Genomic DNA, 16,286 nt, shown 5'->3' with positions numbered 1-16,286 from the left:
CTGCGTTTAAATAAAGAAAAGAACCTATTTGATGTAGGTTCTTTTTGAAAAGTTTGAATTTATTTACTCTTTACATTCTATCCAATAATGCTGCTCCAATGATTCCAGCATCATTTCCTAGTTCAGCCTTTTCTATTTTACAAAGCTTTAATCCTTTAAATAACTTATGTTCATTTATATAATTTATTAATCTATCCATAAATAAGTCAGAGCCTGCAACTACTCCACCACCAATTGAAATAACATCTAAGTCTAATATATTTATTATGTTATTTATTCCAGTTCCTAGGTATTTTATAAATCTATCTAGTGTAAGATTTCCAACCTTGTCCCCTTCTCTAGCAGAATCAAACACAACTTTTGCATCGATTTTACTTAAATCTCCTTGAACTTTATCAGTTATTATGCTTTTTTCACCATTTTTAATTAATTCTTGAGCATATTTTATGATTGCTGTAGCAGATGCAAATGTTTCAAAACATCCGTTATTTCCGCAAGAACAATTATAGAAGTTTTCTCCAACTATCATATGTCCGATTTCTAAAGCAGCTCCATCTTTTCCTCTATGGACTTTTCCGTTTAATACCATTCCACCACCAACACCAGTTCCAAGTGTTATTAGTATAGCACTGTTACAATTTTTCATGCTACCAGCTAAATATTCACCTAAAGCAGCGGCATTAGCATCATTTTCTATGAATACTTTAATATCATTTTCTGTATTAAAACTTTCCTTTAATTTTGCATTAATATCTTTTGCAAGATAAACTTCCTTCCAATGAAGATTTACGCATTCAACAACAACGCCCTCTTCATATTTAACAGTTCCCGGCACGCCTATTCCTATTGAATTTATATCACTTATCTTTAAATTATTTTCTATTAAAATACTTTCTATTAATTTTACCATATCATATATTATGAATTTACCATTGCATTCTAAGTTTGTTTTTATGCTATCTTTGTAAATTAACGCTCCATCGTTATTTACTAAACCCGCTGCAATATTTGTCCCCCCTAAATCAATACCTATACGCATTTTTATTCCTCCTTAGTCCAATTAATATAAATTCTGAAAAATATTTATCTTATAATAGTTTGCTTACTAAAATATATTATAACGTATACAAAAAAATTTCAATTTATTTATAAAAAAATATAAGTGTTATAAAAATAACACTTCAGGCTGTTGATAAACATAATTTGTCAACAGCCTTTTTACATTTATTACAAAAAGGATTTTTAGTGTTTATGTAGAATATATATTTTAGAACAATAAATCTTTTAGCCCGTTAGGGCTCCTACGGAGGAAAAATGCTTACTAATAATGAAAGAAAACAAAATCAATTAGAACTAGTTTATATAGAAAATTTAGTACCTGAAAATCACATACTTAGAAAGATAGATAAATACATAGACTTTTCATTTATAAGAGATTTAACTAAGGATTTATATTGTCCTGATAATGGAAGACCTTCAGTAGACCCAGTTGTATTATTTAAAATGCTTTTTATCGGATACCTATTTGGTATACGTTCAGAGCGTCAGCTTGTAAAAGAAATCCAGGTAAATGTAGCTTACAGATGGTTTTTGGGATATGGACTTACTGATAAAATACCAAGTCATTCCACTATAAGCCAGAATAGAACAAAAAGATTTAGTAATACAAATATACATCAAGAAATATTTGATAATATTGTATTTCAAGCTATTAATAGAAACTTGGTTGATGGCAAAATTCTATATACTGATTCTACTCACTTAAAAGCTAACGCTAATAAACATAAATTTATTAAAAAAGAAATAACTAAATCCACAAAGGAATACTTTGATGAATTAGAGAATGACATTAATAAAGATAGAATTAATCATAATAAAAAACCTCTAAAAAAAAAGACTAAAATAGCTGAAACTAAGGAAATAAAAGTAAGTACAACTGATCCAGACAGTGGATATATGGTTAGAGATGGAAAACCTAAAGGCTTTTTTTATTTAGATCATAGAACTGTTGACGGAAAGTATAATATTATAACGGACGTTCATGTTACTCCCGGGAATATAAACGATGTAGATCCTTATGTTAAAAGAATAGAAACTCAAATAGAAAAGTTTAATTTTAATACAAAATATTTAGTAGCAGATGCCGGATATTCTACGAATCCTATTTGTAAACAAATTTCAGACAAAAATTATCAAGGTGTTTTTGGGTTCCGTTTAGGACCCCATGTTAAAGGAAAATATACAAAATATAGATTTCAGTATGTTAAAGAATTAGATGGATATGTGTGTATTAATAATTGCTTTTTAAAATATAGAACTACTACAAGGGAAGGTTATAAAGAATACGTAAGTAATGCGGAGCATTGTGCTTCTTGCAAATATAAAAATAATTGCTTAACATCTGATAAATCCATTAATAGAACTATACGTCGTCATGTTTGGGAAGACTATAAAGATCAAATTTTTAGATTTACTAAAACAGAAAAAGGTAAAAATATTTACAAACGACGTAAAGAAAAGATTGAGCGTAGCTTTGCTGATTCAAAAGAATTACATGGGCTACGTTATTGTCGCATGCGAGGAATTAAAAATGTTTCTGAACAGTGCCTACTTACAGCGGCAGTTCAGAATATGAAAAAGATAGCCATGGTGCTATCGCATTATTTTTTGTGTACATTAATTCAAATTTATTCCAAATTAACATACATAATAAATATTTTTCGAATGCTATCGCATAAAAGAATTTTGGCGTAAACAAAAGCCCCCAATTGTTGGGGGCTTTTTGAACAATCTGAAAATATAAGTGTTATAAAAATAACACTTATATTTTTAAGTATATTTATAAAATTAATTCTACAGATTTTAAATCTGATACTTTTATCCTTTCACCAGATAAAACAAAACTCATATCTCCTATTTTATTGGTCTTTTTAGGTCCCATTAAATATTTAGCGACTTTTAAAAAGTTAATACTATCTATTAATTTTTTAGTATCCTCTTCATCTATAACTTCTTTTTTTCCTGTTTTAAAATTAAATGCTAGTTTCATTGTTTACCCCCAGAATTAATGATTATAATATAATATATTCTACTTTAAATATAAAGATACCTTATAAATATAAATTTATATGTTATTGCAATCTTTATAGTATTTTCTGAGTATAAACGATATCAATCAATTTATTTATTAAAAATGCTTTTTATCTTTTTAAAGAAGCCTTTAATTTCTATACCATTTAAGTTATCTCCACTTTTTAAAACATTACTTGATACTAATTTTCCATCTTTATATATGTTTATTTTTCCAAGATTTATTCCTTTATAAACTCTTGATGGTAATTTAGTAGGTTTTATAATTTTGTATTCACATTTTTCTTGTTTTCCAACTGGAATTACTAAATCATTATTGCAAACAAGTTTAACCTTATTTCCTTTATTATCTTCTATATTATCTAAAACCTGATCTTTTGATACTAACTTTTTAAAATCATAGTTTTCTTTTACAAAATCATATATTTTTTTAGTTTCTTTCCATCTTGGAGTACAGTTTAAAACTACTATTATTACATCATCATCATCTTCTTTAACAGATGTAACAAGGCATTTACCTGCCCCTCCTGTATATCCTGTCTTTACTCCATTAGCATTAGGTATTTGATATAAAATTTTATTAATATTATGATAGCTTCTTGTAAATCCATGTTGTTTTTCATCTATATCTTTTACACCAACTATTTCATTAAAAAGCTTATTTTCTTTTGCTTTAGCTGTAATTCTAGCAAGATCATATGCAGTTGAATAGTGATTTTGACTATCAAGTCCATGGGGAGATTCAAAATGAGAATTAAAAGCACCTATTTCTATAGCATATTCATTCATAAGCTCACAAAACTTTTCAACACTTCCGCTAATCCCTTCTGCAATTGTAATTGCAGCATCATTACCTGATCTTAACATAAGTCCATATAAAAGCTCTTTTAGAGAGATTTGTTCTCCTTTTTTGTATCCTACTTTAGATCCTCTTATGCTAGCAGCCTTAGGTGATACTTCATATTTTGTATCTAAATTTCCGTACTTTAATGCAACTAATGTAGTCATTATTTTAGTTGTACTTGCAATAGGTACTAGCATTTCTGCGTTTTTTTCATATAATACGCACTTACTTTTACTATCCATTGCAATGGCACATCTAGCATCTACGTATATAGAATTATTTTTAGGTTCCGTCGCCTCTATACTAGGTACAAATGCTATATTAAATATTAAACATATATTTAAAATTATAGAGATTGTTCTTAATTTTTTCATTGGTTTTCCGCCTACCTTTCATATATATTTTTTTCAAATTATTAATTAATACTCATGGAAAGTTTTCCAAAATTCTAACTTTACATTTGATTTTTGTAACATAATTAATTTTATGTAAACTAATATATTAATATATTTAAAATTGATTTCTTATTATAAATTATGGTTTTAATGTTAATAATACTTATAAGACTTAATTTGGAGGATTTTTAATGATTTGTATTATTGCATTTTTTTTTATTTTTTTAATTCCTTTACCCTTAACTTTAAAAGTAACTTACGAAAATAATAAATTATATATATATATTTATAAGTTTAAAGTATATCCTTCTAAAAAAACTATTAAATCTATGCCTGAACCTAAGCCTAAAGGTATTTTCCCCAAACTTGTATATGTTAAAACTACAAAGTATATATATACAAAATGCAGAAGATTAATATATAATTCAAAACTTAAAATTGACTTAAATGTTTTGTATGGCTCTGAAAATGCCGCTATAACTGGTATATTTTATGGTCTTATACATAGTAGTTTTTCTTATATCTACGGATTATTACGATCTATTTTTAATATTAAACATTTTAACTGTAATGTAGTTCCTAAATTTAATAATTCTATATTTAAAATAGAATTTAAAAGTATAATTTTTATTAATTTAGGTAAGATTATCTATATAACTATATTAATTTTTTTATCCTTTAAAAAATCATCTAGACAATATTTAAAACCTAAGGAGGAATATTGATTTGGAAACACATCCTATAGAAAGTTTAATGAAAAGTACCCTTGAAAATTTAAAAGATATGATAGATGTAAATACAGTAGTTGGAGATTCAATAAAAACTATAGATGGTACTATAATAGTGCCTATATCAAAAGTTACATTTGGATTCGCCTCTGGTGGAAGTGAATTTTATAATAAGAATTCAAAAGAAGAAGTTTCTAAATACCCTTTTGGTGGTGGTTCAGGTTCAGGAGTTTCAGTAAAACCAATTGCATTTTTAGTTATAAAAGATAAACTTGTAAGACTACTCCCTATGGAACAAAATAATATAACTATTGTAGATAAACTTTTAGATCAAATACCTGAATTGATCGATATATTAAAAGGAAATAATAAAGAAAAAGATAAACAAAAGGAAGAAGAATAATCATTTATTCTTCTTCCTTTTGTATAAATTCATCTAAAATAGGCATTTGATTTAAATCTTCAAGTCCAAAGTATTTTAAAAATTCTCCTGTGGTAACGTACATTATAGGTCTACCTGGTACTTTTTTTCTACCTGCTTCTTTTATGATATCTTTTTCTAATAAAGTTTGAATTGCTTTATCACTCTTAACCCCTCTAATTTCATCAATTTCTATTCTAGTTATTGGTTGCTTGTACACTATAATTGCAAGTGCCTCTAGGGAAGCTCTAGATAAGGATTGTCTATTATTTGTCTTTAATAGTTTTTGCAAAAATACGCTATTTTCTGGCTTAGTAACTAGAGTGTATTCTTCTTTCATATTTATTAATAGTAATCCTCTACTATTTTCATTATATGTTTTTTTCATTTCTTCTAATAAACTATATGTATATTCCTCGCCACATTCTATTATGTGTGCAATTTCTTTTATATTAAGTGGATTTCCACTGGCAAATAAAACAGATTCTATAATAGAAAAATATCTATTCTTCGTAGATATTTCGTCTATCTCCATTTGATTTATATTATTGTCCATCATAAGATTTTACTCCTTCTAAATATATTTCTTTAAAATTCCCCTCTTGAATAGCTGATATAACTCTTAATTTGATTAATTCTAATAGTGCAAGAAATGTAACTATAGCTTCTATTTTATCTTCACAACTATTGACTAATTTAGAAAAACCAATTGTAGAACCATTTTTCAGTATTTCACTTATTTCTACCATTTTATCTTCTATTTTAAATTTATCAAGAGCTATTTCTTTTGGAATAACATTCTCAGTATTCATTTTATTTTTATATGTATTAATTAAATCATTATATATGTTAAATAGCTTTAATATAGTTATGTCTTTTAGTATATCAACATTATCATCTTTATGTATATCCTCAATTATTTCAGGCTTTTTAGAATACATAAATCCTACAGTTGCCTCTCTCTTCATTAAATAATCAGCTACTTGTTTAAACTTTTTATATTCTAAAAGTTTGTTTATTAGTTCTTGTCTTGGATCTTCTGTATCTTCTTCATTTTCTTCTACAACTTGTTTTGGAAGAAGCATCTTTGACTTTATCTCTAAAAGTGTTGCAGCAATTACTATAAACTCTGATGTAACTTCAAGATCAAGTTCCTTCATATTATTTATGTAATTTAAATACTGTGTAGTTATTTCATATATTTTTATATCATATATGTCCATTTCATTTTTTTTAATTAAGTGTAGTAATAAATCAAAGGGACCTTCAAAATTTTCAATTTTTATATTTAACGACATTAAGTATCTCTCCTAAATTTCCAAATAAATATTTCTCATCATCTCTTATTCCAGTATTTAATTTTATCATATATAAATAATTTAGAATATCTTTATATTTCTTTTTATTATTTAAATTTAATTGGCTAAGATATTTACCATTTACATTTAATTTTATATTTTTTAAATTGTGTATGTAGTTTAATAATTTATATTTGTTTTCTTTAAAATGAGCAAGAATTTTAATATCATAAGTGCTAAAGTTTTTAAGTTTATTGTATATACTAAAGTTATCTTTTTCATTTAATATATAGTTTTTATTTGTTATACCATTATTATAATTTTCAAAAGCTTTTTTAATATCTTTGCATAACACTGAATTTTTTATAAATATACCTCTGTTACCTTTTGATGATAAAAATACATTTAAAATTCTATCATTATAGTCTTTATAATTAAAAAGAAAATTATCTTCTAAAAACATACTCTTTTCTATATTTAAAATGTTAAGCTCATTACATGAAAATATGTTATGAATCCATTTTTCTTCCTTACATAAAGATACTATTTCCCTTATAATTCTATCATTACTTATATTGTTCATAGATTTTTTTAACAATGATTCCTTTATTTCATCTTTATCATGTATTTTAAAATCATATCTATTGGCATATTTTATAGCTCTAAATATTCTAGTTGGATCTTCCATATAGCTATTTTCATGTATTTTTCTAAGAATTCCTTTGTTAATATCATCTCTTCCGTTAAATGGGTCTATAATAGTATCATTTACCAAATTATATGCTATAGCATTACATGTAAAATCTCTTCTAAATAAATCATCCATTATATTTGAAGGTATCACTTTAGGTAAAGCTCCATTAAACTCATATTTCTCTTTTCTACATCTTATTAAATCAATTTCCACTTCATTTTCAAATACTATGGTGCTTGTTTGAAACTTTTCATAGTATTTGTATTCTTTTACAAAATTCAATTTACTTATTATATTTATTGAATTTGATTCAATACATATGTCTATATCTTTAGGTTTTACATTTAAAATAGAATCTCTAATAGCTCCTCCTACTATATAGGCATTTGCATTGAATTTAGAGCAAGTTTCCTTTATTAAATTTATAGCCTCTAATTCCTTAAAATCAAAATTATCTAAAATATTCATTTTCTACATCCTTATTTATATAATCATTATTATATAATTATAGTATAAAACAAAAAGCTCCAGCAATATTATTTGCTAGAACTTTTATTTTGTTACTATTTAATATATTTTTGTACAAAAATTAGAGTATTTTTTAAGTTTTCCTACTGTAAGTTTTGAGAACAATTCCTGTAATTTACTACATACATTTGATTCTACCCCATTTCCAACTTTTCTATCATCAACTTCACAAATAGGAGTAACTTCCATTGCAGTACCACTAAAGAATAATTCATCTGCTGCATAAAGCTCTGTTCTTGTAATGCTTCTTTCAACAACTTCCATTCCAAGCTCTTCTTTTGCAAGTTGCATAACAGTATCTCTAGTAATTCCTTCTAATATATTGTCTGATGCAGGTGGTGTTACAAGTTTTCCTTTTCTAACCATAAAGATATTTTCTCCTGGTCCTTCACAAACGTGACCATTTCTTGTTAAGAATATAGCCTCATCATATCCTTTTCTAAGTACTTCAAGTGATGCAAGTCCTGAATTTAAATATGCTGCTGAAGGTTTTGTTCTTGCTGGTATCATATTATCTTCAATTCTTGACCAAGAACTTACTGCTACCTTTAATGCTTTTTTACCTGTATAACTTCCCATAGGCATACAATATATAAGTAGTCTATTGTCATCATCCATTAGTGTAGGCGCTATATTATTTGAGCCTTTATAAGCCATAGGTCTTATATAAGTAGTAGTTTTAAAATTATTTTTTCTTAATAATTCTACTGTAATATCTACAAGTTCGTCTACAGTGTATGGTATATCAAGATATAGTGCCTTACATGATTGAAGTAATCTTTCATAATGTTCTTTTAATCTAAATCCATATAGCTGTTTTGTGTTTTCATCATAGTAAGCTCTAATTCCTTCAAAACAAGCAAGCCCATAGTTAAAAGCTTTATTTCTAATACTTAAATTAACATCCTTTTCATCCATTATTTTTCCATCAAAGAATACATATGATTTTTCCATTGTTTTGCCCCCTAATTATTTAAATTTTTTCTGTTAGCATATTGTCTATAGTTTCTCCTGGTGGAACTATAGGAAACACATTTTCATTTGTATCTATTAAACATTCTATAATAACAGGTTCATTTAGCTTTAATGCTTTTTTTAATACATCTTCAAATTCTTCTTTTTCATTTACTTTAAAACTTTTAATTTCATATGCCATACCAAGTTTTGTGAAATCAACTTCTTTATGAAAAATAGAATGTGAAAATCTCTTATCATAAAACATTTCTTGCCATTGTCGAACCATTCCTAAGCATCTATTGTTTAAAACTATTTGTATTATTGGTATATTGTATCTTGATATAGTATCAAGTTCTGCACAATTCATCTTAAAACTTCCATCACCAGCTATATTTATAACCCTTCTTTTAGGATTTCCAAAATACGCTCCAATTGCTGCCCCAAGCCCAAACCCCATTGTGCCAAGTCCACCTGATGATACAAATGTTCTGGGTTTTAAATATTTATAATATTGTGCTGCCCAAATTTGATTTTGTCCCACTTCTGTACAAATTGTACAATTACCTTCTGTTATTTCATTTAACTTTTCTATAATATATTCTCCACTTAATTCATCTTTTTTATCAAAATTAAGTGAGTATTTTCTTTTCAAACTCTCTATTTTATAATTCCATTTTCCTTCTTCTTTTACTTCAACACATTTTATTAATAAATTTAGTATTTCTTTTATATCACCATTTATAGGTACATCCACATTTACATTTTTCCCTAGTTCTTTTTCATCAATATCAATGTGAATTATTTTTGCATTTGGTGCAAATCCTTCTATCTTACTTGTTACTCTATCACTAAATCTCATTCCTATTGCTATTAAAAGATCACTTTCTGTTATGGCATAATTTGAATAGACATTTCCATGCATACCCCCAAGGCCCATAAAATATTTGTGATCTCCTGGAAAACTTCCAAGCCCCATTAATGTGCATATTACTGGAGATTTTATTTTTTCGGAAAATTCCATCAATTCTTTATTTGCATTAGAACTTACTATTCCTCCACCAGAATATATTATAGGTTTCCTGCATTTATTAATTAATAACGACGCTTTTTTTATGTTTTTATATAAATTTTCATTCTCTACGCAATTTATTTCAGTAAATACCTCATAAATATTTTTATAATAAAAGTCATCATTTACTAATGTATCTTGAATATCCTTTGGAATATCCACAACTACAGGACCTTTTCTTCCTTCTGTAGCAATTTTAAAAGCTTTATATACTATTGTTGGAAGTGCCTCAATACTCTTAACTAAAAAATTCTTTTTAGTTATAGATTTTGTAATACTCAATATATCAACTTCTTGAAAAGCTGCCTTACCCATTTGTCTTTTTGGCACTTGTCCTGTAAATACTACCATTGGTATTGAATCCCTATATGCGTTTGCAATTCCTGTAACAGTATTTGTAGCCCCTGGTCCAGATGTAACAAGTACAACCCCAACTTTACCTGTTACCCTTGCATATCCATCTGCAGCATGAGCAGCCCCTTGCTCATGTGCAGTTAATATATGATTTATATCTTTTTCGCAATATAAGGCATCATATATAGGAAGTACAGCCCCTCCCGGATAACCAAAAATAGTATCTACATTCAGTTCCTTTAAACACTTTATTAGTATTTTTGCCCCATTTAATTTATCATTAAAGCCCCCCATTAAAAATCACCATCCCTAAATAATACCTATTTACTAATTAATTCTCTTTTAGCCAAGGCATCATAGCTCTAAGTTCAACTCCAACTTTTTCAATAGGATGTTCACTTTCAATTCTTCTTTTAGCATTAAACTTAGGTCTATTTACCTGATTTTCAACTAACCATGCATTTGCAAATGTTCCATCTTGTATTTCACGAAGGACTTTTTTCATTTCTTTTTTAGTTTCTTCTGTTACAATTCTATTTCCTACTGAATATTCCCCAAACTCAGCAGTATCACTTATAGAATGTCTCATACTGTTAAATCCACCTTCATAGATTAGATCAACTATTAGTTTCATTTCATGAACACATTCAAAATAAGCATTTTCAGGTGCATATCCCGCTTCAACTAATGTTTCAAATCCAGCTTTCATAAGAGCTGTAAGTCCTCCACATAACACTGCTTGTTCCCCAAACAAATCAGTTTCTGTTTCGTCTTTGAATGTAGTTTCTAAAACTCCACCTTTAGTTCCTCCAATTCCTTTAGTATAAGCAAGTGCATACTCTTTAGCTTTTCCTGTATAATCTTGGGCTACTGCAACAAGACAAGGAACCCCACCACCTCGTACATACTCTCTTCTTACCATATGTCCAGGTCCCTTAGGTGCAATCATATACACATCTACATACTCTGGTGGAACAATTTGATTAAAGTGAATATTAAATCCATGTGCAAAAACTAGTGCATCTCCTTCTTTAAGATTCATACAAACATCTTCCATGTAAACTTTTGCTTGCTTTTCATCAGGTATTAACATCATAATTACGTCTGCATTTTTTACAGCATCTTTTGTATTTAGCACTTGTAATCCTTGACTTTCTGCAATTTTTCTAGATTTACTGCCCTCATATAAACCTACAATTACATTAACCCCACTGTCTTTTAGATTAAGTGCATGTGCATGACCTTGACTTCCATAACCAATTATGGCAACTGTTTTGCCCCTTAATAACTCTAAATTTGCATCTTCATCATAATAAACTTTTGCCATTTTTATAGCCCCCTTTATTTTAAATATAAAAAAAGATTCCTTGCTCTCCATGAGGCGAAGGAATCTTATAATCGCGGTACCACTCAAATTTATAACTCTAACTTTAACGGCAATGCCGGCTCAGCTTACTCTTATTTCAGCTTGCAACTCAGGGGTGATTTTCAATAAAATCTTCGTCATGGGCTCTCACCTTTTCCCACTCTCTTTAGACTATCTTTTATTTACTCTTCCCCGTCTTCGTTTTTCATATTGGATTTTTTTATAAAACAAAAGGACTCCAATGCCATGAGGCGAAGGAATCCTGTAATCGCGGTACCACTCAAATTTATAACTCTAATTTTAACGGCAATGCCGGCTCAGCTTACTCTTATTTCAGCTTGCAACTCAGGGGTGATCTTCAATAAAATCTTCGTCATGGGCTCTCACCTTTTCCCACTCTCTTTAGACTATCTTTTACTTACTCTTCCCCGTCTTCGTTTTTCGTATTGGATTTTTTTAACTTGTTCACGAGTATACTCTCATTAATTTTAAAAGTCAATAGTTAATTTTAAAAAAATTTTCGTGGTTGACGATGCATTTTATTTACTGTATATTAAAACTCAAACAATTTAACCTTTATTTTGAAATTTTAAAAGGGGGCTTTCAAAATGAACAGTAAAGAAGTTACAAAAGGCGTTGCACGTGCTCCTCATAGGTCACTATTCTACGCCATGGGTTATACACCTGAAGATTTAAAAAAGCCTTTAATAGGCATAGTAAATTCACATAATGAAATCATACCTGGACATTTTCATCTAAATGAAATTGTTCAAGCTGTTAAGTTAGGGGTAGCTTCAGCTGGAGGAACACCAATAGAGATTCCGTCTATTGGAATATGTGATGGAATTTCTATGAATCATAGTGGAATGAAATATCCACTTGCAAGTAGAGAATTGATTGCAGATTCTATAGAAGCAATGACTATAGCTCACAAATTTGATGCACTAGTTCTTGTGGGAAACTGCGATAAAATAGTTCCTGGAATGTTAATGGGCGCTGCAAGGCTTAATGTTCCTGCAATTTATGTAAGTGGAGGTCCTATGCTTCCAGGAAAACTTAAGGGCAAAAAAATTGATCTTGTTCATGGTGCTTTTGAAGCTGTTGGTTCATATGCTGAAGGAATTCTTTCAGATGATGATTTAAATAAAATAGAACAACATTCATGTCCTACTTGTGGAAGTTGTGCAGGATTATTTACTGCAAATTCTATGAATAGTTTAGCGGAAGCTTTGGGAGTAGCTCTTCCTGGTAATGGTACCATTCCTGCTCCTTATGGTAGACGTAAGCAACTTGCTAAATATGCAGGAGTTAAAATTATGGAATTAGTAAAAAAGAAAATAAAGTTGCGAGACATATTAACAAAAGAAGCTTTTAAAAATGCCATTGCTCTAGATATGGCAATAGGTGGTTCTAGTAATACAACTCTTCATCTTATGGCAATAGCACATGAAGCAAAGGTTTATCTTACATTAGAAGACTTTGATGAAATAAGTAGACGTATTCCTCACATAACAAAGTTAAGTCCTGCCGGAACTCATCACATGGTAGATTTAGATGAAGCTGGCGGAATATCAGCAGTATTAAAAGAACTTATGGATGCTAACTTAATATTCAAAGATCAACTAACTGTAACAGGAAAAACTTTAGAAGAAAACATAAAAAATTCACTTGTGCTAAATGACTCAGTAATAAGACCACTGAACAATCCTTATTCTAATGAAGGAGGAATCGCAATTCTAAGGGGTAATCTTGCACCTGATGGTGCAGTTGTAAAACAGTCCGCAGTGGAACCAGAAATGTTATATCATAAAGGTGTAGCTAGAGTTTTTGACGGTGAAGAACTCGCATTTGATGCAATTATGAATAAAAAAATTCATCCTGGTGATGTAGTTGTTATACGCTATGAAGGACCTAAAGGATGTCCTGGTATGAGAGAAATGTTAAGTCCTACAGCGGCCATAATAGGTCTTGGACTTGAAAAAAGTACTGCACTTATAACAGATGGAAGATTTTCTGGAGGTACTCGTGGTCCTTGTATTGGTCATATATCTCCAGAAGCCTCTGAAGGTGGTCCTATTGCCTTAATAGAAGAAGGTGATCTGATTGAAATAGACATATCAAATAGGCGTATTTCTCTTTTAGTTTCTCCTGAAGAATTATCTAAAAGAAAAGAAAATTGGATTCAACCACCTTGTAAAGCACCTGATGGAACATACCTTAAAAGATATAGTAAACTTGTAACATCAGCAAGTACAGGTGCAGTACTTGAATAAAAAATAAAATTTATTTTATTATTAACAATAAAAAAACCACGACACATTAAAATGTCGCGGTTTTTTATAAGTTATATTGCATTATCAAAAAGATTCATTATATTATATTTTATACTATCTAAAATTCCATAAGTTTTTATATCCCTATCACTATATACTGGAACTTTACCTAAAAGTTTATCATTTACGTAAACCTCGCAATTGCCTATAATTTCTCCTCTCTTATATTCTTTTTTACCTTTATCCAATACACACTTTTTAGTTATTTTGTTTTTTGTTCCTCTTTCTAAAACTAAATTTAAATCATCTTTAGCCTTTGCAAAAAAGAATTTTTCTCCTTTTTTGTCTAGAGTAATTTTCTCAACATCGCTATCTTTTGCTACTACCTTTTTAGACTCAAATTTTGAGAATCCGTAATTCATAAGCATACTAGCATCACGATTTCTTATTTTATAAGTAGGAGCTCCCACTATTATTGCAAGCATTCTTATATTATCTCTAACAGCTGTAGCTGAAATACAATACTTAGCTTCATTTGTAAATCCTGTTTTTAATCCATCACAACCTTTATAAAATCTAACAAGCTTATTATGGTTTACGAGTTCTATTGGTTGTTTCCTTCCTTCAGATATAGTTTCCATATATGTTCCACTATATTTTAATATTTTTTTATGCTTTAAAAGTTCACGAGACATAATTGAAATATCATATGCACTAGTTAAATGGCCCTCTTTTGATAATCCATGACAATTTTTAAAAGTTGTATCTTTCATGCCTAGTTCTTGTGCTCTTTTATTCATCATTTCAACGAAACTTGATTCGCTTCCACCTATATATTCAGCAAGAGCTGTTGCTGCATCATTTCCTGAAGCAATGGCAACCCCCTTTAATAAATCCTCTACTGTTCTAACTTCTCCAGTATCAAGTAGCATGCTACTGCTTCCATTTCCGCCCATTTTTTTAGCATTCTCACTTACCACAACTGTATCAGTTAATTTTATTTTTCCTGAATCAACAGCCTCCATAGTTAAAAGCATAGTCATTATTTTTGTTACAGATGCTGGTGCAAACTTTTCATGCACATTTTTTTCAAATATTATCTTTCCAGTAGTAGGCTCCATTAAAAGTCCTGCCTTTGCTTCAACATCTAACGCAGTATTTTCCGCTGCCATTACATTCACTACACAAATTTGACTCATAAGAGTTACTACCAAAAATAAACAAATTAAAACTTTATTTCTTATTTTCATTTTTATCCCCTTTCTACTAAGTATGTATTTTCTAACTTTAGTTTTACCAATTTGGATTAGATTATCACAATATTTAAATATTGAATAATCTAAAAAAAGACGCAGCCAAGCTTTAAGCCCTTGGATGCGCCTTTTTATAAACATCAACTATTTTATTTTGTTTTGATATACTAGAGTAAATTTGAGTGGTTGCTATGGTATTATGTCCCAAAAGTTCTTGCACAGACTTTATATCCGCACCATTTTGTAATAAATGAACAGCAAATGAATGTCTTAAAGTATAGGAATCTATCTTTTTATTTATACCCGCGTCCTTTGCATACTTTTTAACTATTTTCCAAAATCCTTGTCTTGTCATTTTTCCCCCTCTTAAATTACAAAACAATGTCTCAGAATTTGCTGCACTCATCTTATCTCTTACATTTAAATATTCATTTAAACAATTTACAGCGTAACTTCCTATTGGAATTATACGTTCTTTGTCCTTTACCCCTTTACACTTTACATAACACAATTTTAAATTAATATCAAAAATAGTTACTCTCAAAAGCTCGGACACTTTCATTCCTGTAGCATACATAAGCTCTAACATTGCCTTATCCCTTATACCTTTATATTCACTGCAATCTGGAGCATTTAAAAACTTTTCAACTTCATCTACAGTTAATATTTCAGGAATGGTTCTCTTGTTTTTTGGAACTTCATAATTAATTAATGGGTTATCTACGTCCTTACCCATTCTAATTAAATACTTATAGAAATTTCTTATAGAAACTATGCTTCTTATTATTGAGCTATCTGCTTTTTTCTCTTTTTTTAAAGTTTGTACATATGCCATTATACTTACCATATCAGCATCTAATATATCTTCTTCTCTTTCTTTTAAAAATTTACAGAATTTTATTATATCCCTGTTATATGCTTCTATTGTATTTTTACTTAATTCTTTTTTTCTCATATCCTCTATATACTGTTTTAAATATTCTTCCATAACTTTTCCTCAACTATCATAATAAATT

The 16,286-nt window shown here is 28.8% G+C and carries 15 protein-coding genes and 2 other annotated features; of the genes, 4 read left to right on the top strand and 11 right to left on the bottom strand.

Annotated features, from left to right (window positions below):
- Nucleotides 1–70: 70 nt before the first annotated feature.
- Nucleotides 71–1,039: an ROK family protein gene (locus NT01CX_RS05770; protein ID WP_011722113.1), complete on the bottom strand. Its 969-nt coding sequence runs from the start codon at nucleotides 1,037–1,039 to the stop codon at nucleotides 71–73.
- A 275-nt stretch (nucleotides 1,040–1,314) separates the two neighbouring features.
- Here NT01CX_RS05770 and NT01CX_RS05765 point away from each other — a divergent pair, with 275 nt between their 5' ends.
- The gene (locus NT01CX_RS05765; RefSeq protein ID WP_011721434.1) at nucleotides 1,315–2,754 is read left to right on the top strand and encodes an IS1182-like element ISCno1 family transposase; all 1,440 of its coding nucleotides are present in this window, start codon (nucleotides 1,315–1,317) and stop codon (nucleotides 2,752–2,754) included.
- 85 nt (nucleotides 2,755–2,839) lie between these two features.
- On the opposite strand, the gene NT01CX_RS05760 is transcribed toward NT01CX_RS05765, so the two are convergent.
- On the bottom strand, nucleotides 2,840–3,049 hold the full coding sequence (locus NT01CX_RS05760) for a hypothetical protein (RefSeq protein WP_011722112.1): 210 nt from the start codon (nucleotides 3,047–3,049) through the stop codon (nucleotides 2,840–2,842).
- Nucleotides 3,050–3,180: 131 nt separating this feature from the next.
- Complete coding sequence (locus NT01CX_RS05755; RefSeq protein ID WP_011722111.1) at nucleotides 3,181–4,308, bottom strand: D-alanyl-D-alanine carboxypeptidase family protein; 1,128 nt, start codon at nucleotides 4,306–4,308, stop codon at nucleotides 3,181–3,183.
- A 212-nt stretch (nucleotides 4,309–4,520) separates the two neighbouring features.
- On the opposite strand from NT01CX_RS05755, the gene NT01CX_RS05750 reads away from it, so the two are divergent.
- Together NT01CX_RS05750 and ytfJ are read left to right on the top strand one after the other, a co-directional pair.
- Complete coding sequence (locus NT01CX_RS05750; RefSeq protein ID WP_011722110.1) at nucleotides 4,521–5,054, top strand: DUF2953 domain-containing protein; 534 nt, start codon at nucleotides 4,521–4,523, stop codon at nucleotides 5,052–5,054.
- 1 nt (nucleotide 5,055) lies between these two features.
- Entirely contained in the window at nucleotides 5,056–5,460 is a 405-nt protein-coding gene (gene ytfJ, locus NT01CX_RS05745) for a GerW family sporulation protein (protein ID WP_011722109.1), read from the top strand.
- 4 nt (nucleotides 5,461–5,464) lie between these two features.
- Here the strand turns inward: ytfJ and scpB are convergent, their stop codons facing one another.
- The 6 genes from scpB to ilvC form a co-directional block, all read right to left on the bottom strand.
- On the bottom strand, nucleotides 5,465–6,037 hold the full coding sequence (gene scpB, locus NT01CX_RS05740; protein WP_011722108.1) for an SMC-Scp complex subunit ScpB: 573 nt from the start codon (nucleotides 6,035–6,037) through the stop codon (nucleotides 5,465–5,467).
- On the bottom strand, nucleotides 6,024–6,776 hold the full coding sequence (locus NT01CX_RS05735) for a segregation/condensation protein A (RefSeq protein ID WP_011722107.1): 753 nt from the start codon (nucleotides 6,774–6,776) through the stop codon (nucleotides 6,024–6,026). The genes scpB and NT01CX_RS05735 overlap by 14 nt, the downstream gene beginning before the upstream one ends.
- On the bottom strand, nucleotides 6,754–7,938 hold the full coding sequence (locus tag NT01CX_RS05730; protein ID WP_011722106.1) for a CCA tRNA nucleotidyltransferase: 1,185 nt from the start codon (nucleotides 7,936–7,938) through the stop codon (nucleotides 6,754–6,756). Before NT01CX_RS05730 ends, NT01CX_RS05735 begins: the two co-directional genes overlap by 23 nt.
- A gap of 99 nt (nucleotides 7,939–8,037) precedes the next feature.
- Entirely contained in the window at nucleotides 8,038–8,952 is a 915-nt protein-coding gene (locus NT01CX_RS05725) for a branched-chain amino acid transaminase (protein WP_011722105.1), read from the bottom strand.
- 19 nt (nucleotides 8,953–8,971) lie between these two features.
- Nucleotides 8,972–10,672: a biosynthetic-type acetolactate synthase large subunit gene (gene ilvB / locus NT01CX_RS05720; protein WP_011722104.1), complete on the bottom strand. Its 1,701-nt coding sequence runs from the start codon at nucleotides 10,670–10,672 to the stop codon at nucleotides 8,972–8,974.
- A gap of 37 nt (nucleotides 10,673–10,709) precedes the next feature.
- Nucleotides 10,710–11,705 carry a ketol-acid reductoisomerase gene (gene ilvC, locus NT01CX_RS05715; RefSeq protein WP_011722103.1) on the bottom strand — a complete coding sequence of 332 codons (996 nt, stop codon included), beginning with the start codon at nucleotides 11,703–11,705 and terminating at the stop codon, nucleotides 10,710–10,712.
- A gap of 47 nt (nucleotides 11,706–11,752) precedes the next feature.
- Nucleotides 11,753–11,952 (bottom strand) — a binding site (T-box leader).
- A 36-nt stretch (nucleotides 11,953–11,988) separates the two neighbouring features.
- Nucleotides 11,989–12,188 (bottom strand) — a binding site (T-box leader).
- A gap of 164 nt (nucleotides 12,189–12,352) precedes the next feature.
- Here ilvC and ilvD point away from each other — a divergent pair.
- On the top strand, nucleotides 12,353–14,017 hold the full coding sequence (gene ilvD, locus NT01CX_RS05710; RefSeq protein WP_011722102.1) for a dihydroxy-acid dehydratase: 1,665 nt from the start codon (nucleotides 12,353–12,355) through the stop codon (nucleotides 14,015–14,017).
- A gap of 71 nt (nucleotides 14,018–14,088) precedes the next feature.
- Here ilvD and NT01CX_RS05705 read toward each other — a convergent pair whose 3' ends face one another.
- Together NT01CX_RS05705 and xerD are read right to left on the bottom strand one after the other, a co-directional pair.
- On the bottom strand, nucleotides 14,089–15,267 hold the full coding sequence (locus tag NT01CX_RS05705; RefSeq protein ID WP_011722101.1) for a D-alanyl-D-alanine carboxypeptidase family protein: 1,179 nt from the start codon (nucleotides 15,265–15,267) through the stop codon (nucleotides 14,089–14,091).
- A 112-nt stretch (nucleotides 15,268–15,379) separates the two neighbouring features.
- Nucleotides 15,380–16,258: a site-specific tyrosine recombinase XerD gene (gene xerD / locus NT01CX_RS05700; protein ID WP_011722100.1), complete on the bottom strand. Its 879-nt coding sequence runs from the start codon at nucleotides 16,256–16,258 to the stop codon at nucleotides 15,380–15,382.
- Nucleotides 16,259–16,286: the final 28 nt, after the last annotated feature.

The sequence above is a fragment of the Clostridium novyi NT genome, assembly GCF_000014125.1.
Classification (GTDB): Bacteria; Bacillota; Clostridia; order Clostridiales; family Clostridiaceae; genus Clostridium_H; species Clostridium_H novyi.
Note: the sequence above shows the minus strand (reverse complement) of the source record. Positions and strands in the feature narration are given on the sequence as shown.